Consider the following 24,628-nt stretch of genomic DNA (forward strand, 5'->3'; position numbering starts at 1 on the left):
TCCTTCCCTCCTAACCCAGCCGGAAAGCTTTGCCCACCAGAAAATGCAAACGCGTCGCCGCCACCAGCGCCTGACGCAAAGCGCTTTGCTCCCTGGGACTCAAGTTACGGGGATTAACGTAATTAGAAAAGACAGTTCTGCCCGCCCGGCTCTCCAGGTAAAGCTTGAGCCGCAAGGTTAGCACCGTATCGTAAGCGCGTCGAAACTCTTCCGCGTCCTCGATCGAAAACACTCCTCGCTCGGCCAGAGCTTCCAACCGGGCGAAGGTGGAGGTGGCCTCGATTTTCTCCCGCAAGGCGAAGAGGCGCACGCAGTCCACAAAATGGATGAGCACTCCTCGCTTGAGATCGAGTTCGTGCTTATGCGGCCCAGACTTTTCCGTCAGTAGTTGGCGAAAAGGACCCAGCGGCAATCGCTTGCTTAGAGCATCCTGGGCCAGCAACACCAACACCCCCGGTTGAGCTTCCAGCCCCTTAAACACGGCTTCCCTCAGGGTCTGGGCCAGCTCAAAGCGACCGAACACCGGGCGGAAATCGAGAAAGATGGTCATTTTCCGGACCCAGTCGCCGGTAGGATGTCGTAGCCAATCCCACAGACTCTCCTTCCAGCCCTTGAGTGAGCGGCACCATAAAGGATTGCTTGCCATTACCTCGCCCGGACAGTAGGAGAAGCCGAGTTCCGCTAGATATTCGCTCACCTTGCGCCCCAGGGTCAGGAAGAAAGATCGGAAGCGTTCCTCTTCTTCGGGTGGGGGATCAGCGTAAATCAGAGCGTTGTCCTGGTCGGTGGGGTAAAGCTGCTCTTTCCTGCCCCCGCTGCCCATAGTGAGCCAGCAATAACCGGTCGGTGGTTTGCCCCAACCCTCTTGCTGTAGCTCGGTCTCAGCGAAAGCGAGCAGGCGGGCGGTGAGCCTGTCGTAAAACTCCGCGATCAGCGGGCCAATTTCCGCCGCCGTAGCCCCGCCCTGCACCAGTCCGGCCACCACCCGCTCCAATTGAGGCATTACCTCTCGCATAGCTTTAGGGTTGGAAGCGCGCTCGATCTGGGCCACTGCGCTCACCGCATCCAGGTTCTGGCTACGCAGGAGATCGGAGAGAGTCACGATTCCGCAGAGCCGGTCTTTCTCCGCCACCACCACATGCTTGACCTGCCGCTGCACCATCCCCAAAAGAGCTTCCCGGCTCAGGGCACCGGGGGAAAGTATCAGAAGGTCGCGCCGCATAACCTCCCCTACTTTTTCTCGCTCCGGGTTGAAGCCGGGACGAGCTATGGACTTCACCAACTCTTTCTCGGTGACCAGTCCCAGGGGGCGCCCGCTGGAGTCCACCACCACTACCGAACTTATTCCGTGACGGGAAAGCTTGTCGGCAACAACCGCCAGGGTGCACTCAGGCACGCAGGTTTGCACCGGGGTGCTCATGATCTCGTAGAGGCGGCGGCGCAAAGGACGCTCTTCCACCCGGCTGGCGTAGCGCTCCCGGATCACTTCCGCCCATAGCTGTCTTATCCGATCGGCCAGCAGGGCTGCCAGAGAGATAGCGAAAGCGGACTCTTCCCGCATCAGCCGCTGGCAAAGTTCCTGGGAAAGTAAGCAGCAAGTAGTTTCTTCTACCACTCGGCTGGAAGCTGGGTAAGTTCCCGCGGTGAAGAACACTGTCTCCCCAAAAAACTCGTTTGAGGAGCGCAGGCTCACCACCTGCTCCCTGCCTTCCGCTGTAGGCACCACCAGTTCCACCAGCCCGGTCACCACGAAAAAGAGGAAGCCCCGGGAAGGCTCCCCCCACCGAAAGATGTAGCTTCCCGGGGAATACATCTCATAACGCAACTCCTGCCTGACCTTCTCCCAACCGGCCTCCGAGAGGGCAGCGAAAGGTGGCATAGAGCGGCAGAGCTCCTCGTGCTCTCCGGCCATCTACTCCGCCCCCACAGCCAGATAAGAGCGAATTTTCTGGGCCTCGAACTTCGCCTGCGCTTCCTTGTCAGGACAGAGCAATGAACCTACGATGGCCACTACGAAACCAATGGGCATGGAAATCAAAGCTGGGTTCTTGAGCGGGAAAATGGGCGCGCTGTGCTTGAGCACATCCACCCAAACGGTAGGACTTAGGAAGATCAAGGTGGCCGCCGTCAAAGCTCCCACCACGATAGCCGCCGTGGCCCCCACCGTGCTGAGACGCCGCCACACAATGGAGAGGAATAGAGCCGGGAAGTTAGCGCTGCACGCTATGGCGAAGGCCAGACCCACCATAAAAGCCACGTTCTGCCCTTTGAAGATAATGCCCAGCAAGATGGCCAGCAGCCCCATTACCAGGGTAGCTCCTCGAGCCACCCGCACCTGCTCGGCCTCCGTGGCTTTGCCCCTCTTGAGTACGTTAACGTAGATGTCGTGCGAAAGGGCCGAGGCTCCAGCCAGCGTGAGTCCCGCCACCACCGCCAGTATGGTAGCGAAGGCCACCGCTGCCAAAAAACCTAGGAAAGGAGTACCGCCCAAGAGCTCGGCCAGCAGGGGAGCAGCCATATTGCCGCCCTTGTCTACCTGGGCAATGATTTGCTTGCCCACCAGAGCCACCGCCAGCAAGCCACCTATGGGAATGAGGCAGTAGAAATAAGCTATCCACCAGGTGGCCCATAGGAGCGATTTGCGCGCCTCCTTGGCGTTAGGCACCGTGTAGAAGCGCATCAAGATGTGGGGCAGACCCAGAGGCCCGAACATTAGCCCTAGACCCAGCGAGATGGCTTCCCAGATATTAGTGTTCACCGGCCCGGGCTCCAGCATCGAGCGACCGTACTTGGCCCCTACCTCGGCCATGAGCTTGGTGACGCTAAAATCAAACTTGCCCATGCCCAGAATGATCATTAAGGTGACTCCAATAAGGAGCAAGATAGCCTTAACGATCTGCACCCAGGTGGTGGCGATCATACCGCCAAAGAGAACATATATCAGCATAACTATGCCCACAATGAAGATAGACACGTTGTAGTCGATACCAAACATCAATTTCACCAGGTTGCCAGCTCCCACCATCTGCGCCGTGGTGTAGGCGAGCACGGTAAGGATGGAGCCGAGTCCTGCCGCTATGCGGATAGGGCGGTTTTGCAGACGGTAAGCCAGCACGTCGGCAAAAGTAAACTTGCCCAGGTTACGCAGCGGTTCGGCTACCAGGTAGAGCAATACTGGCCACCCCACCAGAAAGCCGATGGCGTAAATCATGCCGTCAATGCCCTTAAGGGCCACCAAACCGGCGATACCCAGAAAGGAAGCAGCGCTCAGATAGTCACCGGCTAAAGCCAAACCGTTTTGAGCCGCAGAGATGCTGCGGGCAGCAGCGTAATAGTCCACCGCGGTGCGGGTGCGCCGGGAAGCCCAGTAAGTGATCAACAGCGACACGGCCACAAAAAGCAGAAAGAAGAAAATCCCAGAAGCAGTGGGTTGCCCGAGCGAAGTAACCGGCATCTAAGTCCCCCCTTATTGTTCCACTTCTTTAGCCAACTTTTCCGCCAAGCGGTCGTAAACCAGATTGGCCCATAACACGTAAGTCGCCGTCGCTGCGAGACCTATAGCGATAACCGCCACTCCCAGCCAAAACCACAGCGAAGGAAGCTTCTCCACCATGGGCGTAAGCAGATAGCGCGGGCCTCCGGCCACGGCCACGAAAGAGTAGTAAACCCCCATCACCACTACCAGCAACACCGTGGCCACCGTCCAGCGCAAAGCAATTAAGCGGCGGAACGGAGCCGATTGGGCCATCTCTTTTTGCCCGGTCTTCACCTAGCCACACCCCCTTTCAGCGAATAAATTTCAAGTTTAGTGCGAAACGCTGTTCTAATTTTACTGCCCGTTTAAAAACCAGCAGCCCAATGCACCCCAAAAGGACAAAAAGAAGACCCCACCTGCCATAAGCGGTGGGGTCTTCGCAAGTAAATGAAACTCAGTTCTATTAATTAACCATTCGAGCGGCTTTTTAGACCTCTTGGTCGCCGTAGCGACGCTTAAGCTCAGCTATGACCTCCGGGTTGGCCAGGGTGGAGATGTCGCCCAAAATCTTGCCCTCGGCGATAGCACGGAGCAGCCGCCGCATAATCTTGCCGCTGCGGGTTTTGGGGAGTTCAGCGGTGAAGTAAATGTTATCGGGTCGAGCGATGGCCCCTATCTTTACCGTAACGTGAGCCTTGAGTTCGTCTTCGGTCTCACGCCAGCTCCACTCCCCCCTCTTGATGGCAGCGAAGATCTCGTCTTTCAGGGTGACAAAGGCTACTATAGCTTGACCCTTAATTTCGTGGGGCTTGCCGATCACCGCCGCTTCCGCCACCGTGGGATGTTCCACCAGAGCGCTTTCTAGCTCCATGGTGCTCATGCGGTGCCCCGCAACATTAACGACATCGTCCACCCGTCCCAGGATCCACAGGTAGTGATGGTTATCCTTTCGCGCCCCGTCGCCGGCGAAATAATACCACTTTCCAGGGAACCGGCTCCAATACTCCTGCACGTAGCGCTCCTCGTCCCCGTAAACGGTACGCATCATAGCTGGCCACGGCTCTTTCAATACCAGCAACCCGTCCTGGCCCGGAGGCACGGGGTTTCCCTCTTTGTCCACCACTTCTACCTTGAGACCAGGCAGAGGTACAGTGGCCGAGCCGGGCTTGAGAGGGGTTATTCCCGGCAGGGCAGCAATGATATGCATCCCTGTCTCCGTCTGCCACCAGGTATCCACCACCGGGCAGCGTCCCTGCCCCACATACTGGTAAAACCATAGCCAGGCTTCGGGGTTAATGGGCTCGCCCACCGTGCCCAGGAGGCGCAGGGAAGAAAGATTACGCCCGTCCAACCATTGCTCACCCCAGCGCATAAAAGCCCGAATAGCTGTGGGAGCGGTGTAAAAGATGGTGACTCCGTAGCGCTCGATGATCTGCCAGAAACGATCAGGCCGAGGCCAGTCGGGAGCTCCTTCGTATAGAAGCACAGTGGCACCGTTGGCCAGAGGGCCGTACACCAGGTAACTGTGCCCGGTAATCCAGCCGCAGTCAGCCGTGCACCAATAAACATCCTCGTCTTTAAGGTCAAAAGTCATATGCAGAGTGGTGGTGACTCCCACCAAATAACCGCCGCTGGTGTGCACCACCCCTTTGGGACGGCCGGTAGTGCCGCTGGTATAAAGGATAAAGAGCATGTCCTCGCTATCCATTTCTTCCGGGGGACAGGGGGTTTCCTCTTCCAGGAGCTCGTGATACCAGCACTCCGTGGGAGAAAGGAGCTCCATTTCCTGTCCCACCCGTTGCACCACCACCACCTTCTCCACCGAAGGGGTGGCGTCTAGGGCCAGCCGAGCGTTGCGAAGCAAGGGTACCACTTTACCTCGGCGCCAGCCTCCATCAGCGGTAATGAGCACCTTGGCCCCCGCGTCGTTGATCCTGTCGCGCAGGGCCTCGGCGCTGAAGCCTCCAAATATCACGAGGTGCGGAGCTCCAATGCGAGCACAGGCCAGCATGGCGATGGGCAGCTGGGGAATCATGGGGAGGTAAATAGCAACTCGATCGCCCTTTTTCACTCCCAAGCGCTGCAGCGCCGCGGCCAGCCGTCCCACCTCCTGGTACAGGTCCCAATAGGTATAGACCTGTTTATCGCCAGGCTCGCCCTCGAAAAGCAGGGCCGCTTTATTGCGCCGCCAAGTCTTCAAATGCCGATCCACGCAGTTATAGCACACATTGAGCTTGGCGTTAACAAACCAGCGAGCGAAAGGCGGCTCCCACTCTAGCACCTTATCCCACTTACGGAACCACTCCAGCCGCTCGGCCTGAAGAGCCCAAAAGAGCTCCGGACTGGCTTGCGCCTTAGCGTATATTTCCCGGCTCTTAACGTTAGCCTGCCGGACAAAGCGCTCCGGAGGGTAAAAAACTTGCTCCTCCGGCAACACCATTTTCCCGCTCTGAGCCATAGAATCTCTCCTCCCCTAAGTTTATGCGCTTAAAACCAGCTTAAAAGAAAGGAGGAGAGAAATACAGCCTTTACCGCCACGTGGCCGTTTTTCCTCGGTCAGTGGTCAGATTTCTGTACCGAATTGCAGAATTAGTGTTTCGCTCTGCGAAACAAAAACGGGCTCTAAAATTGCCGTCCCCACCCAGCAGAAAGGACGGCAGTCTTACCGGCGACGAACAAAGCCGTGCGCCACCGTAGCCGCCAAGGCGCCATCGGCCACCGCTGTGACCGCGTCCCGCAGACGCTTGCGGCGCACATCCCCAGCCGCCCAGATATGAGGATGAGAAGTGCGCATTTCCTCATTGGTAACAATAAACCCGTGGGGGTCGAGCTCAACCAACTGTCCCACTAATCCCGAATTAGGCTGGTTACCGATGAACACCACCAGCCCCGAAACCTCCAGGAAGTCTTCAGCCGCCGTCTTCAGATTACGCACCTTGACCCCTTCCACCCAGTCCTTTCCGAGGACCTCCGTCACCACCGAGTCCCATACGAAAGTGATTTTGGGATTGTTCATGGCCTCACGCTGCAGCACCTGGGCAGCACGCAGAGCGTCGCGGCGGTGAATAATGTAAACCCTATCGGCGTAACGGGAAAGAAAGAGAGCCTCCTTCACCGCCGAGTCGCCTCCTCCAACCACCGCCACTTCCCGGTGACAAAAAAGGGAGGCATCGCTCAAAGCGCAGTAGGAAACCCCCTTGCCCCGCAGACGATCTTCACCCGGAACCCCTAGCGGGCGGGGACCAGTCCCGGTCGCCACGATCAACGTCTCAGCTCGAATCCCCAGGCCATTGCCTAAGACTTCCAAACAGCCATCCGCCGTTTGCACCATGACGATGTCCGCGGAAACAAATTGCACCCCAAAGCGGCGAGCCTGGCTTTCCATCTCGGTTATAAGTTTTTGCCCCTCCACTCCCTGCGAGAACCCAGGAAAATTTTCCAAGCGCTCAGTAAACCGCACTTTCCCTCCCAGCGCACCGCGCTCGATCAGCAGAGGAGAAAGCCCTGCTCGGGCAGCGTAAATACTAGCCATCAAACCCGCCGGTCCTCCCCCCACTATAATTACCGACCGTTCTTCCAAACTGCACCCCTCCCACTTCCATCATCACAAGGTAATCCCATATCCCAGGCCTTCAGCACCCGCCGCAAAAGCTTACCGTTGGGAGTCCGGGGTAGCCGGGGCAGGATTTCAAATTCTTGGGGAACCAGGTAGTCCGCCAGGCGGGTGCGGATGAAGTGAGTAATTTCCGTCTGCAAGCGAGCATTCCACTGATAGCCCGGCCGCAAGGCGAGAAAGGCTTTGATGCGCTCACCCCGCCAGAAATCGGGCTTACCTATAACCCCCGCTTCTAGCACCGCCGGATGCTCCAACAATTCGCTCTCTATCTCGCAGGGACCCACGCGTTTCTCCCCCACCTTTATGAGGTCGTCGGCCCGCCCCTGATACCATAGATAACCCTCGGCATCTCGGTAAACCAAGTCCCCCGTGAGATACCAGGGAGCGAAGCGAAAATACTCCTGGTAGCGCTCCTCCTCGCGCCAGACACCTTGGAACATCGCCGGCCAAGGAGCCCGCAAAGCCAGCTCTCCTATTTCATAAGGCCCCAATTCTTTACCCTCCTGATCCAGAACCGCCACCTGGACACCAGGAATAGGTTTACCCATAGAGCCGGCCCGGAGAGGTAAGCAGCGGAAATTGGCGATCATATGTCCCCCGGTCTCGGTCATAAACCAAGTGTCGTAAATTTCCACTCCAAAAACCGCTCGAGCCCATCGCACCAGCGCCGGGTTAAGGGCCTCGCCCACGGTAAGGATGTGACGCAAGCGGTGATTCAAAGGTGGCAGCGCTTCCTCCGCCGCCATCAGGGTCCGGAGAATCATGGGCGTGGTGTACCAAACGGTAACGCCCAGACGCCGCAGGGTTTCATAAATGCGGGAAGGACTGAGATCCCCCCCATAAACCACCGCGGTGCCCTGATTAAGCCAGGGAGCCAACACGCCATAAGCCACTCCGGTAACCCAGCTCAGACCAGCCGTGCACCAGTAAACGTCCCCCTCCTGGAGATCGAGCACCCACCTACCCGTTTGGTAATAATGCACCGCCGCCCGATGGGGCAATAGGATGCCTTTGGGATGGCCGGTGGAGCCCGAAGTAAAGAGGAGGACAAAGGGGTCTTCTCCTCGCACGGGCACCACCTTGGGCTCACCCACGGCCTCCCCCACCGCCCGGTACCAACTCATGATCCCGCCGGTGGAGCGCGCCTCCATTAGCCCGATTACCAGCACATGCTCCAGACCGGGGACGGAACGCCAGTCGATGCGGGAGCGGTTAATGCTGGTAGTGACCACCACCTTGGGCTTAGCCATCTGCAGGAGGCGGCTCAAGGCCTCGGGCATGTACCCCTCAAATAGAGGCACGGCTATGGCGCCTCGCTTGATAGTACCCAGGAAAGTAAAATAGAGTTCGGGAATGGGGGGCCCAAAGAAAGCCACTCGGTCGCCGGGATTCACCCCCAGTTTCTCCAGTGCCAAGGCAAAGCGGTCGGAAAAGGATCGCAGCTCGGCGTAAGTGAAACTGCGCTCCTCCACCCCATCCCAATAGCGCAAAGCAGCCTTTTCTCCCTTTCCCCGCTGACAGGGCAGATCCACGGCCAGGGAGGCCAGGTTAAAAAGCGAGCCGCCACCTATACCCAATTCCAGCTCAGCTTGGCTCCAGGAAAAAGCGTGATAAGCCTGCTCATATCTTTCCAGGTTAGGTAAAAACATACTTTACCCCCCGTTTTGCAAGGAAAGATTCGGACGCGGAACCGGGGTATCGCTCTCCCGCCGTCGAGCAGGGCGATAACCTAGGCGTAACGATACGATGTAGCAGGTCTCGCGTAAGATATTAACTAACCGGTGGATACGCTCCAACGTCAAACGGTTGACTGGACCCGCCACCCCAATAGCTGCCACCACCCGCCCCTGAGCGTCGAACACCGGGGCAGCCACTCCTCTAAGACCGTCCGCCAGTTCCTCCGCGCTCAGTGCATAACCTTGCGCTCTTATCTTTTCCAGGTGTAGTAAAAGCTGTTCGGGGTTGCTGAGGGTGTTAAGAGTAAAAGGTTTTAACTCCTGCCGCTGCAGATACTCGCGAAGCCGCTCCGGCGGCAAGTAGGCCAGCAGCAATTTCCCTTCCGCTGAGCAGTACGCCGGTGCCTTAAGACCCAAATTAACCGTGATGGCCTCCGGCGACTGGTACCGCTCCAGAAAAAAGACCTCATCTCCCTCCAGCACCCCCATCTGAGTGGTCTCTCCGGTGAGCTCCGCCAGCTCTTTAAGATAGGGTAGGACTTCACAGCGAAAGTCCAGTTGGTGCAAGTAGTTGAGACCCAAGGCCACCAAACGCATTCCCAGCCGATAACACTCGCTGTTCTCGTCTTGCTCGGCGAAACCGTAGCGCACTAAGGTGGCCAGTAAGCGGTGAACCGTGCTTTTATGCAAATCCAGCTCCTTGGCTAGGCGAGTAACCCCTAACCCCTTGGGATTAGTGCCTAGGGCCTCCAAGATGGCCAGGGCGCGTTCTACGGAATGCACCCCGTGTTTTTCCTTCTTGGCTTTCATAACCAGAGCCACTCCTCATCCTTTTTTAACGAGAATTATAGCACTCCAACGGCCCGTAGAACAGCCATCAACCGCGGAACCTGGAAAGAGGTAATGTTTTTGAAGGCTTTAAAGCCGGAAGCGTTCCAGACAAAGGATAGCACGCAGCTTTTTAGCCTGGCGGCGGGAGAGAGGGATGCGGGTGCGTTCCGCATCGGCTAGCACTAGATCGTAGGTCCCTTTGGCCAGCGAGACTACCTCATCTATCCACTTGAGGTTTACCACATAGCCACGGTGACTGCGGAAAAATCCGAAGGGAGCCAGACGCCTCTCTAATTCGTTGAGGGTAAAGCGAGAAAGAAAAGAACCGTGCTCAGTTTTCACCAGGCTGCGCTTAGAACAGATGCTGCAGTAAACGATCTCTTGCACCGAAATAAGCCTTATCCTTCCCTCCGGTGTAATACCGGAAATATAGCGCAAGACCTCTTCTTCTTTTCCGCTAGTTTCGTCGGCCAGGCAACCCCAAAGGCGCTGCCGAAAGCTTCCCAAAAACTCTCCCACACTACTCCCCTCCTTAAGTCCCTCCCTCGGCACTCACATGGGCTACCAAGTCTAGCACCCGGTTGGCATAGCCCCACTCGTTATCGTACCAGGCTAGCACCCGCGCCGAGCGCTTACCCACCACCATGGTAGAAAGAGCATCCACTACCGCTGAATGAGGATCGCCAGTGAAGTCGCGTGAAACCAAAGGCTCTCGACAAACCGCCATTATTCCCCGCAGCCCATTAGCTGCCTCTTCTTCTAAAGCGGTGTTGATAGCCTCCACCGAAGCCTCTTGCTCCAGCTCCACCACCAAATCCAGCACCGAGACGTTTAGCACTGGAACCCGCAAAGCCAGGCCGTCCAACCTACCCGCCAACTCCGGGAGCACCTGCCCTATGGCCTGGGCCGCTCCGGTGGTAGTGGGGATGATAGAGGCAGCTGCCGCTCGTCCCCGGCGAGGATCGCGGTGCGGCATGTCGAGCAACACCTGGTCGTTAGTGTAAGCGTGCACCGTGTTAACTAACCCGTGCAACACCCCAAAACGCTGGTGCAGCACTTTCACCACCGGAGCTAAGCAATTGGTGGTGCAGGAAGCGCTTGAGAGCACGTGATGGCGCTGAGGATCGTAATCCCTATGGTTGACTCCCATAACCACCGTCAGATCTACCTGCTTAGCCGGAGCAGTAATCACCACACGACGAGCTCCTGCTCGCAAATGAGCCGATGCCTGATCTCGATGACGCAGACATCCAGTAGCTTCCACCACCACCTCCACTCCCAGTTCTCCCCAGGGAAGAGCCGCCGGATCAGACTCGGCGTGCACGATGATCCTGCGCTCCCCCACTAACAATAACCCTTCCTGCCCCTCCACGGGGAGAGGGAGCACTCCGTGCACGGAGTCGTATTTCAGAGCGGTGGCTAAATATGAAGTGAAGCCCGGGCCCGGCGGCAGTCGCCGCGAGCGATGGTTGATAGCCACCACCTCGAGCTCGGGGCGTTGTAGCGCTGCTCGCAGCACCGCTCTGCCTATACGGCCGAAACCGTTAATTCCCACTCTGACAGCCATTGTATGGCCCTACCTCCTTTCCCCTGGCCGCCCGCAGCCTATGCACCGCATCCTCCACGCGCGCGGCCTTGAAGATATAGGTACCCGCCACTAGAATTCGCGCTCCCGCAGCCACCACCAAGGGAGCGGTGGTAGCGTCTATCCCCCCATCGACCTCAATCGCTGCCTGGCTACCTCTCTCCTCCAGCATTTGAGCCAAACGAGCAATCTTGGGTATCACCTGGGGAATAAATTGCTGTCCGCCGAAACCGGGGTTGACCGACATCACCAGAACCACGTCTAGCAACGGCAAGACCTCTTCCACCATCACCACCGGGGTGCTAGGGTTCAAAGCCACTCCCACCATGGCCCCCCGCTCCTTGATAAAATGCACCAGCCGGTGCAGGTGCACTACCGCCTCCACGTGCACGGTAATGAGATCGGCCCCCGCAGACAAAAAGGCTTCCACATAGCGCTCTGGCTGTTCGATCATCAGGTGCACGTCAAAAGGAAGGCGAGAGTGGGGGCGCAAGGCGGCTACCACGGGAGGGCCGATGGTTAGGTTGGGCACGAAATGACCATCCATCACGTCCAGGTGCAGAAAATCGACCCCCGCTTTTTCTACCCGGGCTATCTCCTCCCGCAGACAGCTGAAATCCGCCGCCAGCAGCGAAGGAGCCACCTGCACCCTCACTAGGCTTCTCCCCCCGCCGCCGCCTTAGCCTTCTTAGCCACCCGCAGATCGATAAAGCGATCCCGCAGCTTCTCCATCACCATAGGCATGGTGGTGTACTCCATTTCCTCCAGATGCAAGCGATGGGGTTCAAAGGGTCCCAGCCGCCGCAGATAATCGGCTATCTCCAGAGCTAAGCGGCGCGCGTTATCGAAGGCCACATCACTGAAGAAATCGTTCGGCCCTATAAGCTTTCCCCCCGCCAGTTGGAACCCTAGGGCAATCACTCGTGGCGGTCCATCAAAACGAGTGGGGCGAGCATCAGCCATACCCACAGGCATCATGGGGCCGCTGTGAGAACCCCGCATCCACCCGGAAACCAAGTGAGGAAAAGCGAAGGGTTCCAGCACTTCACCCACCGAAGGGTAGCCATTTTGGCAACGCATGATGCAGACAGGATCATCCTTGCCAATGTACCGGCCAGCTATCAGGTTAAGCCGTTGCACGCTCGATACGGCCGCGATCTCCCCCGTGCCCCGGTGGAAAATACGTTTGATGGAGTAGCGTCCCGGGGCGCCAATAAAGACCAGCATATCATAGATGTCTTCCGGAGCGTTGAACATAATCTTTTTGTTCTCGATAAGATCCCTGACCTCGAACACAAAGCCCGAGTGCATCTTGGGATCGATAACCAGACCTATGGTGTTGAAAGGATCGGCAAAGATCTTGTAAAGGGGTAGGTTCCAGGCTCCCGGCTCGGTTTTATCGGCCATGAAGATCACAATTGGCTCACTTTCTCTCTCTTCCACTTCCATCTCGGCCACGCCGGGACCCAGGCCCTTGATATTGCCAGAGAAAGCGTCGGAGAGAAGATCCTGCCCGGCCCCGTACAGCTTTAGCTTTTTGGCCACCTCAGTGCAAGCTACAAAGGTATCCCAAGCCAGTTGGTGGATCTCCCCATGGTTGCGCCCCAACTCGTGCGTCATTATCAGGTTGATGTCATCACCCACATGAGCTACATAGTAATCGATAAGTAGCGGATTATTTTCCAGGCAAGCTCGCGCCTTAGCCTCCACCTCCGGGTGCACCGCACTGTGCCCCACAAAACCGCCTATGTCCGCCTTGATCACGCTAAGCGTTATTTTGGCCATTCTTACTGCCCTTCCTTTCTAATAAATGCTCGACTGCCCGAATCACACTGGCAGCGTTCAGACCATAATGATCGAGGAGCTCTTGGGGTTTGCCGGACTGGCCGAAGGTGTCTGGTATACCGATCCTTATCAGGGGTACCGGCACCGTTTCAGAAAGCACTTCGGCCACCGCGCTGCCCAAACCACCTATGACGCTGTGCTCCTCCACCGTAACCACTGCCCCGCACTGGGAAGCCCAGTGTACCAGGGTTTCCCGGTCCAGAGGTTTAAGGGTACTGATATTCAACACCGCAGCCTGGCAACCTCGACGTTCTAGAGCCTCTGCTGCCTCCAAAGCCACCCACACCATATGGCCGCAAGCAACCAAAGCCACGTCCCCACCTTCCCGCAGAACCTCGATACGCCCGATGCGGAAACGCTGCTCGGGAGAGGTGATGAGCGGCACAGCTGGCCGACCCAGACGGAGGTAAACTGGACCCTCCCATTCGGCCGCGGCCAAGGTAGCCTGATAAGCCTGGTAAGCATCAGCTGGCACCAGCACCGTCATCCCGGGAAGAGCGCGCATCAAAGCCAAATCATCGATGGCCTGATGAGAAGCCCCGTCCTCCCCCACGGTAATACCGGCATGGCTGGCAGCTATCTTTACGTTAAGCGCAGGATAGGCCACCGATTGAAAGATTTGATTGTAAGCTCGCTGGGTGGCGAAAACGGCGAAGGTAGAGGCGAAAGGAACAAAACCCGACGCCGCCAGCCCCGCAGCCATGCCGATAAGATTGGCCTCCGCTACCCCGGCGTTGAAAAAACGCTCAGGGTACTCGGAAGCAAAACGAGCAGTCTGCGTGGATTTAGAAAGATCGGCGTCCAGCACCACCACCCGCGGTTCGCGTCGGCCGAGCTCCATAAGCGCCCGGCCATAACCTTCGCGCGTGGCCATGGTTTGCTCACCCATCACCTCACCTCCCCCCGAGCTCTTTCAGAGCCTGCAACCCCTGTTCCGGCTTCGGAGCCACTCCGTGCCAGTCCACTTGCCCTTCCATAAACGAGACCCCCTTGCCTTTGACAGTGTGGGCAATAACTGCGGTAGGCTTCTGAGCATAACCGACCCGCTCCAGCACCGGAACAATCTCCTCGAAGCGATGCCCATTGATTTCGATAACCGACCAGTTGAAAGCCCGCCATTTATCGGCCATAGGCTCCAGAGCCATCACCTTTTCCGTTTCGCCGTCAATCTGCAATCGGTTGCGATCCACAATGGCCATCAGGTTATTGAGACGATAATGCCCCGCTGCCATGGCCGCTTCCCATACCTGACCCTCCTGGCATTCCCCATCACCTAGCAGCACGAAGACACGGCACCCGCTACCCTGGAGCTTGGCCGCCAGCGCCATGCCAACCCCCACGGACAAACCCTGCCCCAGAGATCCGGTAGACATCTCCACCCCGGGCACTTTCCGCATGTCAGGATGCCCTTGGAGGGGGGAACCCAGACGTCGTAGGCCCTCTAGCCAAGAAACTGGGAAAAATCCCCGCTCAGCCAGCACCGCGTAAAGGGCTGGAGCAGCGTGCCCTTTGGAAAGGATAAAGCGATCACGGTCGGGATCAGCAGGGTTCTCCGGATCCACGCGCATAACCCGGAAATAGAGGGCTGTTAGTAGATCTACTGCCGATAGCGACCCCCCCGGGTGACCAGAGCCAGCGCTCATCAACATGCGGATCACGTGCTGCCGGATCAGCAAGGCTTTGCGCTCCAGCTCCCGGTACTCTCCAGCCACATTAGCTTTAGCCAACGGCATACCTTTCCCTCCTCCCCACCTCCTGTCTATCCCCCAACGCTTCCTCTAAGCGCAACACCAGCAAGCACAGCATGAGCTGGTAAGGAGAAACACTGTCTCCCGCGGAAGCGCGCGCCAGCACAGCTTCGGCCCGCGAACCCACCCCCTGCAGCAGTTCTTCGGCCAAAGAGGCAGAAATTTCTTCCTCCAGAGAAAGAATCTGAAACTCTCTACCGCCCAACCATTCCCGGCTCGACTCGGCATTCAAGCACTGGCGAGCGAAGGACTTCAACCAGGACTGAGCCACTGGCTCCTTTATCTTCACGCCTATGTTACCGTTGCTCCCGGTCTGGTACAGAGTTACGACCACATCGGCGTAAGCCAGTTGGGGCTCCACGAAATTCCGGATATCCCACTGGCGCTGCCGGATTTCCCGCACCACCTGTTCCACCGTGTAACCGCGCAGCGAAGCATCCCGGCTGATTTTCCAACGAATCTTCAGCGCCTGGTGGGTATCGTAATAAATCTTAAAATCGTACATCTCCGCAGCTACTTTGAAGCAAAAAGGATGCAAACCCTCCACCAGCACAAAGGGGCGCGGCTCAACCCACACCGGATCGCCAAAGTCCCCTGTTTCGTGGTCATACACCGGGCGCAACACTCGCTCTCCCGAGCGGAGCCGGTAAAGGTGTTCGATGAAAAGCCCCAGGTTATTGGCCCGGTGATGCAAAGGCGTTATCCCCACCAGCTTGCGCTCCTGCCGATTAAGGGAGTGATAGCCATCCAACTCAATGACACTCACCCGCTCGGGCCCCAGGAGCTCCCGCAACCTGCGCACGAAGGTAGTCTTACCCGCCCCGCTATCGCCGGCAATGCCCACCAGCACAGGCTCCCGACGCATAACCATCAACCTCCCCAATGCGTTATAGCTTCGGCCAAGGTTCCTTCCCGCTGCACCGCTTCCTGCCAAGCGCCGCCTTTCACCGCTGCTTCCACCGCTGCCCGCACCGCACTAGCACCGGCCCGGGTACCCTTGGGATGACCATGTACGCCCCCACCAAATTGCAGCACGCAATCGACGCCAAAGATGGCCACCAGATCAGGAACATGACCCGGGTGCAGTCCTCCCGAAGCCACCGACAGCACCGGCTTAATCGCGCCCCAATCTTGCGGCCGCAGGAGATCGCCCGCAACCGGGGCTTTGTGACCCAGTGCCGCGTGGCAGCGCAGCACATCATCCCGTCCGCCTTCCATTTTGCCCACCACGGTGCCGATATGCAGCTGATCAACCCCCGCGAGGCGACATAGCTTCGCCAGAACCAACATCGTGATACCGTGGTGCTCGTTCCGAGCAAAGCTGGCGTACATAGCGCGGTGAGCATGAATAATCAAGCCTAGATCAGCTTGGCGCAAGCTCAAAAGGCCAGCAAAGCCAGCTGTTACCACATCCACCATCACATAACGCCCACCTTCGCGCCGGACCAGCTCCGCCCTGCGAATCATCTCTCCTGTTTCCGCCGTGACATTAGGCAAATAGACCTTACGCTCCCCCGTCTCCGCCTCGGCCCGAGCGCAAGCTTCCAAACTGCGCTGCACCCGCTCTGCGAAGGGAGAGAAGGGCTGGGAGGTAAGATTCTCGTCGTCTTTGACCAGATCCAGTCCTCCCACCAGAGCCTCGTACACCACCTCGGCATGTTCCCGGGGATCGAGCCCTAGCTTGGGTTTGACAATGGTGCCCACCAGCGGCCGTCCGTAAACCCCCAGAGCAGCCCGCACCCCTTGCACGCCAAAAGCTGGCCCCGGCGAAGCCGATACCAACTCGGCCGGAAAAGCCAGGTCGAGTAGGCGCAGATTCTTAACCGCTTTCATGCCAAAAACATTGCCAGCAATGCTACTCAGGTATTGAGGTATATTCCCCGGTTCGAAGAGAGCCAGCGGATAAGCAATCTTCACTACGTTGCCCTCGACCTCGTACACTCTGGCGCGCAGCTCTTCCCAAATCCGAGACTTCATAGTGGCCACATCGGTCCAGGTCCCGATAGAAGACTCCGAAGCCACAGCTCCGGCAGCTTCGCGAATATCCACTCCTTCGGCCGGTTCCACATAGAAGCAAGCTAAGCAATCAGAAGCCTTGGGCGCATAATCGAGTTCCAAAAAATCACTGTACCGCAAGGTGATACACCTCCTAAACTTTAGCCGCTCCGGCCGCACTCGGAACCTGAGCCTGAAGGCGCTCCCAATCTTCCAGGAAGCGCTGGATACCTACATCGGTCAAGGGATGCTGAAGCATTCGGGTCAGCACGCTGAAGGGAACGGTGGCGATATGAGCTCCTGCCCGTGCCGCCTCCACGACGTGCATGGGATGGCGGATGCTGGCGGCAATGATCTCGGTGCTGAACCCGTAGTGGGTGAAGATACGGGCAAGATCGCGCACCAACTCCATGCCTTCCTGGCCAACATCGTCCAACCTCCCCACGAAAGGACTGACGAAGCTGGCTCCCGCTTTGGCAGCCAGGAGAGCCTGAGGCACAGAAAACACCAAGGTGACGTTGGTCTTTATCCCTTCAGCCGCTAGCATCCTTACCGCTTTCAATCCCTCTTCCGTCATGGGGATCTTAACGGCCGTGTTAAGTTTCCAAGAAGCGAACCGGCGCGCCTCCTCCACCATACCCTCCGCTGTATTAGAGATCACTTCCACGCTAATTGGCCCTTGAACCAGGGAAGCAATCTCTCGGATGGCTGTCTCCACGTCCGCCCGTCCCGCTCGGGCCAGCAGACTGGGGTTGGTCGTAACCCCATCCACCACACCCCAACTAGACGCCCTTCTTATTTCCTCCACCTTAGCCGTATCCAGAAAGATCTTCAAATTTCCTTCCCCCCTTTCGCTTCCTCGTGCTTTCATTCTAAGAGAGGAAGAAGAAGGGATAAACCAAAAGCCCTTGAAAAGTTGCTAAAAGCGCGCAAGTGGTTAAGTGCGCGGCGACTCTCAGCCAGACCAACCGTTCGCCACGGCTTAATGCGCGTTGAGGAAAGCGTTCCCAAAGGACGCGAGCGGATGACCAACGGCATAGCTTTTCACAGCAACTTATAAGCATCCTCTAATGCCCATCTAATGTTGATTGCGTATCGTTTAGTCGGCGGTAGCCAACGACGAGCGCAAGGGGGAAAGGCCGATGAACCGCAAGTGGCTAATCGGTTTGAGCAGTGGTCTTTTAGTTTTCAGTGTAACGCTGGGGTGGGCCCAAATGGTGTTTACACCGCCCTCCAGCAACCTGGTAATAATGCACCAAGTAAGCACGCCAGACGAAGACACCCCGAACTCCGGGGCGCAGGAGATATTGCAGATGCAAGCGCTGGCTCGCCATCTCAGGAGCGAAGTAAGTAAAAACCGGCCCAAAATGCGCGTTTCCCAGAACTAGCAGTTCGCCAGCAGCGCTTAACGCCTCTTTCAGTCCCTATGTGGGCACCACCTGGGAGCCGTGACGTTCAGGTAGAAGTTTAAAATGGTCGTCGCCAGCGGGCGATCCTGCTCGCGCAGGGCAACAAACGCCTGGCTGAAAAACAACCGCTCAGGTCCGTCCTTGTAGTAACTCACTCCATGCACCGTGTGAGATCCGGGCGGCTGGTAGGAGAAAGCCACCGAATGCTCCCCCAGCCTCACAAACCTAACCGGATACCTGAAGGGTCTGGGCTGGGTTACAATCTCATGCCTCTTTTGCCCTTCTGCCAGCCAGCCCGGTATCCACTGGGCGAGGTCATCAACTGCACATCCCTGACAGGCACCATTGTGGGTTAAGTACATCCACTCAGCAGAGTCGGGGGATCTCAAAAAGATCCCTGTACTGCCGTCCGCACCAACATCGGCCCTTAAAACTTCCCACCCTCTCGGAGCCAGAAAAATTGTGCCGTTGTTGATGCAGTAAACTGCCAGCCTTTCCGCCTGAGAAGGAGGGAGGTCGAAATCGATGGTGCCCAGGAAGGAGTCAGGCAGAACCGGAGGGTGAGAAGGAAGCCCGTATCTTGCCTTTATGGCTTCAACTGGCAGGCAGGTGCCGTTCCTGAAAAGCACCGTCTCAAAGGGTATCACCCTGGGAACCTCGCTGGGAGGATCTTTCATGAGTTCTTCAAGCACGGGTGGATCGTACAGGGGTGAATGATACGGGGGATCCGATTTCAGCGTGGGTTTCGCTGGGCTCTTTTCCAGCTCTTTTCGGCTTCTATCCTTCCCGGAAGAAGTGCATACGTAGAAGGGGATAATTTGCTTCAAAAACCCCGCCGCTTTTACTTCGCCAACACCTTCCACTTTTGTGTGGAAGACAGAAAAAAGAATAAAGTTCCTGTGTATAGTACACCTGCTGACTATTTTTTCTATGGGGATAAGACTCAGCAGAAAAGCGATGGAATCGTCCTCTTTAGAAATTTCCTGGTGGGCTTCAGCGGAGAGCCAATCCGCGTACTCAGATTTTGTGGGGTTAGTTAGTACGAAAACGAGCAGGATGACCGACAAGGCCGCCCAGAGCATCCATTTTTTTAGCTGATAATCTGGGGCTTGCACGGCGCTTCCCCCTTTTCGGCCTTCTCTCCTTCGGCAGCTCCTCGGTCTGCACACCTCAGAAAGTCTATACCCCGCTGCCAGCGCTTCCTCCCCGCTCTTAAAATCCACCCTGCTCTGCAGGGCTATTTACCCGCGCCACCAGCGCTTTCAGTCCCCTTGTCGTCGGGGAAGGTTCTGCAACTTAGAGATGAAGCTGGTGTCATCCCTCAACCCGGGGATCTTTCAGTCCCCTTGTCGTCGGGGAAGGTTCTGCAACCTCTCTGGTGTCGATGGGGTAGTTGTAGTGCTCCGGGTCTTTCAGTCCCCTTGTCGTCGGGGAAGGTTCTGCAACTCTTCATCGGTAGCTTTCTTGAGCACCTTCAGGAGTCCCTTTCAGTCCCCTTGTCGTCGGGGAAGGTTCTGCAACTGGCTCGGCAAGATCGGCGGCCCGTTGCTGGGCGGCATACCTTTCAGTCCCCTTGTCGTCGGGGAAGGTTCTGCAACAGGGGCAAGATCCGCCTGGAGTGCCGGGGGCGGGCGCGACTTTCAGTCCCCTTGTCGTCGGGGAAGGTTCTGCAACCATCCCCCTCGTGGAGGGCGTGGAGTGGTCTCCCACGCCTTTCAGTCCCCTTGTCGTCGGGGAAGGTTCTGCAACTAGGAAGGACGAGGACATCGTTGCGGTGGCTGAAGACACTTTCAGTCCCCTTGTCGTCGGGGAAGGTTCTGCAACGTTAAGCGCCGTTGACGGGTCGGAACCACAGGGACACTTTCAGTCCCCTTGTCGTCGGGGAAGGTTCTGCAACTCACCGCGGTTTCCTGCCGTTCGCCCTTGTGCCCCAAGGGTTCTGGCTGCCCGCTGCCTTTTCCAGGAGAACCGATTTTTCGAAAATGACCTTCTTGCACGAAAACCCCGCTCTCTTTCGAAAATTTGCTGGCACCTAAAACCCTTCTCTCCCAAGGACTCCAGCCTTCTACCCCCTCTTAGCACTCCGATCTTCTTGCCATAAACTGGAACAAAACTACCCCATTTTCGAAAAATCAGCATCCCTTAATTATTAAATCGGTTCTACGTTCACCCCCAAATTCCTTCTTCATCTAACTAGGTTTTCGCTTAGAAGTGTGATGCTAGGCCACAGGGTACATAAAATTTAAAAGCCGGGGCTAAACTCCCCGGCTCGCCAGCTCAAGGAACTTTTAGGGCTGAGAAAAATTGTAGTATTGTTGAGCGTACTGAGTGTCAGCGAAGTCGCTCCGAATCCCTTCTTCCCGTTGCATGAGCTTTTCCAGAGCTCGGCGAAACATGGCAGCATGGGCCTCTTCGCGGGAAATAAGGAACTCCAGCATTTCTTTGATCTTGGGATCGGTAGCCTGCCGGTGCAAGCGCTCGTAAACCGCTTTGGCACGGAACTCGGCAGCAATATTCGACTGCAGATCGGCCACCAGATCTCCCACCGTGTCCACATAGCTGCCGCAGAAGGGAGTTCCCACCGAGTTGAGCCAGATTGCACCACCACCACCCAGCAGCTGCAGGGCATACTCTTCGGAAGTTTCCGTGCTCACCTGTCCCTCCGAGAGCAAGTTTATAGCCTGGATCAGCATCTCCATATGATTGAGCTCTTCCATACCTATGTCCAGTAGCAAGTCTTTGACCTCTGGATCTTTGCATTTCAACCCCTGCAAAACGTATTGCAGACCTGCGGCCACCTCGCCGTTTTGTCCGGCCAGCTGTTCCATGAGCAATACAGCGAAATGGGGATCGGGATTGCTAACACTCACAGGAAAAAGCAATTGATCTTTGCGGTGATAAAACACCTCTCAGTCCCCCCTTGAAAGCTTTTGCCTCTTTACTTTCTCCCGAGGAGGGAATTTGTATGCGCAGACTAAGACTAGAAGTTCTTTTCCTGGTTTTTAAAACTGTACAGAAGTGCTGGAGCACTCTCGCCCAGACGATCCCACACCAGGGAGGCAGAACCAGCCTTATTGCCGCCCGTTTCCACGCCTCGCCACCAAAAACGACGGGACATAGAGACAAGCAGCAGGAAGGAACAACTAAAGCCGAAACCAAATAAGACCGGGAAAGGGGCAGCTTAACAAGGCTTTAACAAGGCTCAAAGGCTACCAGAAGGATTTTACCCACAAAATTGGACTTGACCGTCAATTGGTATTGTAATAACATCCGCATTCATCCTACCACTCTACACTTAGCACCAGCAGAATGTTATTAGCTTTTGGTAAGAAATCAAATACACCTGAAGCCAACAAAGCCTAAAAGCGCGTTGCTTGTTGAGTCCTTGAAGATTTTACGAACGGCACTAGGAACATGCTGTAAATAAGAATCGAACTCGTTAGCTATTTAATGACATGTATAGGGTTCCCGGCTGTTAAGACCGCCCCTTGAATTAGGAATTCGTTAAAATCGCGAGTAACAGAGACTGGTTACCCAACTTTAAGGAATTACTCCGGCATTTAGTGATAACTTCTGCGCATTCCAGGGGTAACCCAGGGAATTACCATCCTCTTTATTGAAAAAATGAACTTTATTCCAGTTAATGGCCAGCCATAGTTCTCCTCCTCTGGGTTCCGCACGGCTCTCGCTAAAAGAAGCTATTAGCTCCTTATTTCCGGCTGCCAAGTAATACAATCTCTCCTTACCACAATTTTCTCGCCAAATAATCTTAACTGGCAGGCATTCCCCTTCAGCTATCTTCTCTTCTTTCAAGATGACGCTTTCGGGTCTAAGACCCATGATCACCTTGATCTCCTTGTTTGGGGATTTACCCAGGATCCAGGCGCTCCAGTTACCCGGTACCGTAAGTTTGAGACCTTCTCCGAGGAACAACTGGTTTCCTTTTACTATTCCTGGCAAGAGGTTCATGGGTGGATTGCCTATAAACCTCGCTACAAAGGTATTGGCTGGGCAGTTATAAATATTCTCTGGGGTATCTACCTGCTGCAAGACGCCGCTAGCCAGGATGGCTATCCGCTGCCCTATAGTCATGGCCTCTACTTGGTCATGGGTGACATAAATCATAGTCGAGTTTAATTTACAATGCAGGCGCACCAACTCCGTACGGGCCTGAGTGCGCAATTGGGCATCCAAGTTAGAAAGTGGCTCGTCTAGAAGAAAATAGGGGGCTTGCTTAACTATGGCCCTGGCAAGGGCCACCCGCTGGCGCTGCCCTCCAGACAATTCTCGCGGCCGACGTTCCTCCAACCCTTCCAGGCCAAGGATGGCTAGAGCCGCCTTAATTCTAGCTTTGATTTCCTCCTTCGCAACCCGCCGCACTTGCAGTCCAAAAGCGATGTTATCCCACACCGTCATATGGGGGTAGAGGGCATAGTTCTGAAAGACCATAGCCACATTCCGCTCACCGGGCTCTAGATCGTTAGCCAGCTGGCCGTTTAAGTACAACTTACCACTGGTCACCCTTTCTAGGCCCGCTATCAAGCGTAAAGCTGTTGTTTTGCCACAACCTGACGGGCCCAAGAGCACTAATCGCTTCCCAGCCGCCACCTGGAGGTCTAATTGCTCTAATGCCGTTACCCGGCCATATTCTTTACGTACTTTATCAAAGCAAATATCACCAGCTATCGTTGACATTACCCACCCCTCCTCTTTGCGATTATCCCTTTAAGCCCGAATGAATAAAGGTATCTACTACATAACGCTGAGCGAGCAAGTAAGCAACTACGGGCGGCAACGAAGCCAGGGCCGCTGCTGCCATCATCGCCCCCCAGTTAGTCCCCCCCTCGAGGTTAGTAAACATCTGCAATGCCAGAGGCAAAGTATACATACTCTTGTCGTTGATCATTAAAAGAGGCCAGAAGTATTCGTTCCAGGTGTTAATAAAGAAAAGGATGCCCAGGGCGATCAAACTCGGCTTGATCGCCGGCAGGAGCACGCGCCCCAATATTTTCCCATGTCCCACTCCGTCCAGGCGGGCGGCTTCTACTAAGGACGGCGGGATGCTGCGCAGACTCTGCCGTAACAAGAAAATGCCGAGAGCATCAGCCATCTGGGGGAGTGCTACCCCTATATAGGTATTAAGCCACCCTATCTTCGACATAAAGAGGTAATTGGGCATCATGGTTACCGTAAAAGGAACAAAAATACTCAAGAGACAAAGATAAAAAAGAGTTTCCCGGCCGCGGAAAGAAAACTGGGTGAAGCCATAGGCTGCCAGGATGCTAGTTAGTAATTTGGCTGCCGTTACTATGAAGGCGATTATAAAGGTGTTAAAGATATAACGCCCCAGGGGGATAGCTTTCACAACATAAACAAAGTTGGCTACCGTTACCGGGTAAGGCCAGGGGTTTAATGAAGCATTAAAGACTTGCTCCGGCGTTTTCCAAGCAGTAGCAAGCATCCATATCAAAGGAAGCAATGACCCAATAACCAGCAGCAACAGCGGAAAATGCCACCATGGGATTTTAGTTTTCATAATAGACCCCCTTCTCCAGGACTCGTTTTTGTAGAAGAAGCAGGCCGCCAAAAATCACCAACGCTATTATAGCTGCAGCTGCTGCCTTGCCAGCCTGGAAGAAGTTAAAGGCATACTGGTAAATAAGGAATACCAGGTTAGTGCTGGCCTGGTCTGGACCCCCGTTGGTTAGCATCTGAATGGGCACAAAAACATATTGAGAACCAATAATTACTACCATTACCGATACATAGAGAGCCGTTCCCGAGGTCAAAGGGCGGATAATCCGCCAGAAAATCTGCCAGTTGGAGGCTCTCTCCAACCTGGCCGCTTCAATGAGTTCCTGGGGTACCGCCACCATACCGGCCAGAAGAACTATAAAGTTATAACCGAAGCTTTTCCAGGCAGTAATTATAGCTAGGGCCGGGATAACCCAGCCGTAGCTGCTTAACCACGGGGGCGCCGGCAGTCCTAATAACCGCAGGAGGGCATTGATTGGCCCTGCCAGGGGGTTGTATAGCCAGAGGAAGATAACGGCGGCCACCGCCAGGGAAAGAACGCTGGGTAGGAAAATCAAAGCCCGGTAAAAGTTTTGCCCTTTAAAGACCAGATGCGACAGGATGTAGGCGGCAATATAGGGCAGAGCCAGATTCAATGCCAGTAGAATTAAAACATACTCCAGGGTATGCCATAAGGCCAACCAGAACTCCCGGCTCCGGAGTATTTCCAGGTAATTGGTTAACCCCACCCATTTGGGGGTAGGGCTAACCATATTCCACTGGTAAAAGCTCAATTTCAGGGTGGATACCAGGGGCCAGAAGGTAAATAGCGCCAGGAAAACCAGAGCGGGGGCAAGGCATCCCCAGGGTACCAGATAACCCTTGATGGCAGCAAACCTTGGACGGGTTTCCCTTGCGATTTTCATTCTACGTC

The 24,628-nt window shown here is 55.9% G+C and carries 22 protein-coding genes and 1 CRISPR repeat array; of the genes, 1 reads left to right on the forward strand and 21 read right to left on the reverse strand.

Features of this window, described 5'->3' with window-relative positions; all coding sequences use genetic code 11:
* Nucleotides 1-10 precede the first annotated feature (10 nt).
* The 16 genes from ACTLLP_RS08375 to fsa all read right to left on the reverse strand — a co-directional run bounded on the left by ACTLLP_RS08375 (nt 11) and on the right by fsa (nt 17,606).
* Nucleotides 11-1,912, reverse strand: coding sequence for a DUF294 nucleotidyltransferase-like domain-containing protein (locus ACTLLP_RS08375; protein WP_441058827.1), 1,902 nt, complete (start codon nt 1,910-1,912; stop codon nt 11-13).
* Nucleotides 1,913-3,454 (reverse strand): solute symporter family protein, encoded by a 1,542-nt coding sequence (locus tag ACTLLP_RS08380; protein WP_441058829.1) that lies wholly within the window; start codon nt 3,452-3,454, stop codon nt 1,913-1,915.
* 12 nt (nt 3,455-3,466) lie between these two features.
* Nucleotides 3,467-3,769 carry a DUF485 domain-containing protein gene (locus ACTLLP_RS08385; RefSeq protein ID WP_441058831.1) on the reverse strand — a complete coding sequence of 101 codons (303 nt, stop codon included), beginning with the start codon at nt 3,767-3,769 and terminating at the stop codon, nt 3,467-3,469.
* Between the two features lie 193 nt (nt 3,770-3,962).
* Nucleotides 3,963-5,933, reverse strand: coding sequence for an acetate--CoA ligase (gene acs / locus ACTLLP_RS08390; RefSeq protein ID WP_441058833.1), 1,971 nt, complete (start codon nt 5,931-5,933; stop codon nt 3,963-3,965).
* Nucleotides 5,934-6,137: 204 nt separating this feature from the next.
* On the reverse strand, nt 6,138-7,055 hold the full coding sequence (locus ACTLLP_RS08395) for an NAD(P)/FAD-dependent oxidoreductase (protein WP_441058835.1): 918 nt from the start codon (nt 7,053-7,055) through the stop codon (nt 6,138-6,140).
* On the reverse strand, nt 7,037-8,740 hold the full coding sequence (locus ACTLLP_RS08400; protein ID WP_441058837.1) for an AMP-binding protein: 1,704 nt from the start codon (nt 8,738-8,740) through the stop codon (nt 7,037-7,039). Before ACTLLP_RS08400 ends, ACTLLP_RS08395 begins: the two co-directional genes overlap by 19 nt.
* A gap of 3 nt (nt 8,741-8,743) precedes the next feature.
* Nucleotides 8,744-9,577 carry an IclR family transcriptional regulator gene (locus ACTLLP_RS08405; protein ID WP_441058839.1) on the reverse strand — a complete coding sequence of 278 codons (834 nt, stop codon included), beginning with the start codon at nt 9,575-9,577 and terminating at the stop codon, nt 8,744-8,746.
* A 108-nt stretch (nt 9,578-9,685) separates the two neighbouring features.
* Nucleotides 9,686-10,117, reverse strand: a complete 432-nt coding sequence (locus ACTLLP_RS08410) for a LytTR family DNA-binding domain-containing protein (protein WP_441058841.1) — start codon at nt 10,115-10,117, stop codon at nt 9,686-9,688.
* 13 nt (nt 10,118-10,130) lie between these two features.
* On the reverse strand, nt 10,131-11,165 hold the full coding sequence (gene gap / locus ACTLLP_RS08415; protein ID WP_441058843.1) for a type I glyceraldehyde-3-phosphate dehydrogenase: 1,035 nt from the start codon (nt 11,163-11,165) through the stop codon (nt 10,131-10,133).
* Complete coding sequence (rpe, locus tag ACTLLP_RS08420) at nt 11,143-11,832, reverse strand: ribulose-phosphate 3-epimerase (protein ID WP_441061729.1); 690 nt, start codon at nt 11,830-11,832, stop codon at nt 11,143-11,145. Before rpe ends, gap begins: the two co-directional genes overlap by 23 nt.
* Before the next feature lie 5 nt (nt 11,833-11,837).
* A complete protein-coding gene (gene fbp / locus ACTLLP_RS08425; protein WP_441058846.1) occupies nt 11,838-12,968 on the reverse strand; it encodes a fructose-1,6-bisphosphate aldolase/phosphatase in 1,131 nt (376 codons plus the stop codon).
* Nucleotides 12,949-13,917: a transketolase family protein gene (locus ACTLLP_RS08430; RefSeq protein ID WP_441058849.1), complete on the reverse strand. Its 969-nt coding sequence runs from the start codon at nt 13,915-13,917 to the stop codon at nt 12,949-12,951. The genes fbp and ACTLLP_RS08430 overlap by 20 nt, the downstream gene beginning before the upstream one ends.
* A 4-nt stretch (nt 13,918-13,921) precedes the next feature.
* Complete coding sequence (locus tag ACTLLP_RS08435) at nt 13,922-14,761, reverse strand: transketolase (RefSeq protein ID WP_441058851.1); 840 nt, start codon at nt 14,759-14,761, stop codon at nt 13,922-13,924.
* Entirely contained in the window at nt 14,748-15,641 is an 894-nt protein-coding gene (locus ACTLLP_RS08440; protein ID WP_441058853.1) for a phosphoribulokinase, read from the reverse strand. The genes ACTLLP_RS08435 and ACTLLP_RS08440 overlap by 14 nt, the downstream gene beginning before the upstream one ends.
* Nucleotides 15,642-15,646: 5 nt before the next feature.
* Nucleotides 15,647-16,912, reverse strand: coding sequence for a type III ribulose-bisphosphate carboxylase (gene rbcL / locus ACTLLP_RS08445; RefSeq protein ID WP_441058855.1), 1,266 nt, complete (start codon nt 16,910-16,912; stop codon nt 15,647-15,649).
* A gap of 13 nt (nt 16,913-16,925) precedes the next feature.
* Nucleotides 16,926-17,606: a fructose-6-phosphate aldolase gene (gene fsa, locus ACTLLP_RS08450; protein WP_441058857.1), complete on the reverse strand. Its 681-nt coding sequence runs from the start codon at nt 17,604-17,606 to the stop codon at nt 16,926-16,928.
* A 307-nt stretch (nt 17,607-17,913) separates the two neighbouring features.
* Between fsa and ACTLLP_RS08455 the strand changes: the two genes are divergently transcribed.
* Nucleotides 17,914-18,159 carry a hypothetical protein gene (locus ACTLLP_RS08455; protein WP_441058859.1) on the forward strand — a complete coding sequence of 82 codons (246 nt, stop codon included), beginning with the start codon at nt 17,914-17,916 and terminating at the stop codon, nt 18,157-18,159.
* A gap of 29 nt (nt 18,160-18,188) precedes the next feature.
* On the opposite strand, the gene ACTLLP_RS08460 is transcribed toward ACTLLP_RS08455, so the two are convergent.
* The 5 genes from ACTLLP_RS08460 to ACTLLP_RS08480 form a co-directional block, all read right to left on the reverse strand.
* Entirely contained in the window at nt 18,189-19,295 is a 1,107-nt protein-coding gene (locus ACTLLP_RS08460; RefSeq protein WP_441058861.1) for a DUF4850 domain-containing protein, read from the reverse strand.
* Between the two features lie 144 nt (nt 19,296-19,439).
* A CRISPR array of direct repeats spans nt 19,440-20,077; the repeat unit is 37 nt; unit sequence CTTTCAGTCCCCTTGTCGTCGGGGAAGGTTCTGCAAC.
* A 391-nt stretch (nt 20,078-20,468) separates the two neighbouring features.
* On the reverse strand, nt 20,469-21,086 hold the full coding sequence (locus tag ACTLLP_RS08465; RefSeq protein WP_441058863.1) for a manganese catalase family protein: 618 nt from the start codon (nt 21,084-21,086) through the stop codon (nt 20,469-20,471).
* A 634-nt stretch (nt 21,087-21,720) separates the two neighbouring features.
* On the reverse strand, nt 21,721-22,875 hold the full coding sequence (locus ACTLLP_RS08470; protein WP_441058865.1) for an ABC transporter ATP-binding protein: 1,155 nt from the start codon (nt 22,873-22,875) through the stop codon (nt 21,721-21,723).
* Between the two features lie 22 nt (nt 22,876-22,897).
* On the reverse strand, nt 22,898-23,716 hold the full coding sequence (locus ACTLLP_RS08475) for a carbohydrate ABC transporter permease (RefSeq protein WP_441058867.1): 819 nt from the start codon (nt 23,714-23,716) through the stop codon (nt 22,898-22,900).
* On the reverse strand, nt 23,706-24,620 hold the full coding sequence (locus tag ACTLLP_RS08480) for a carbohydrate ABC transporter permease (RefSeq protein ID WP_441058869.1): 915 nt from the start codon (nt 24,618-24,620) through the stop codon (nt 23,706-23,708). The genes ACTLLP_RS08475 and ACTLLP_RS08480 overlap by 11 nt, the downstream gene beginning before the upstream one ends.
* Nucleotides 24,621-24,628: the final 8 nt, after the last annotated feature.

Source organism: Desulfothermobacter acidiphilus (genome assembly GCF_052073645.1).
In the GTDB taxonomy this organism is placed as follows: Bacteria; Bacillota; Desulfotomaculia; order Desulfotomaculales; family Ammonificaceae; genus Desulfothermobacter; species Desulfothermobacter acidiphilus.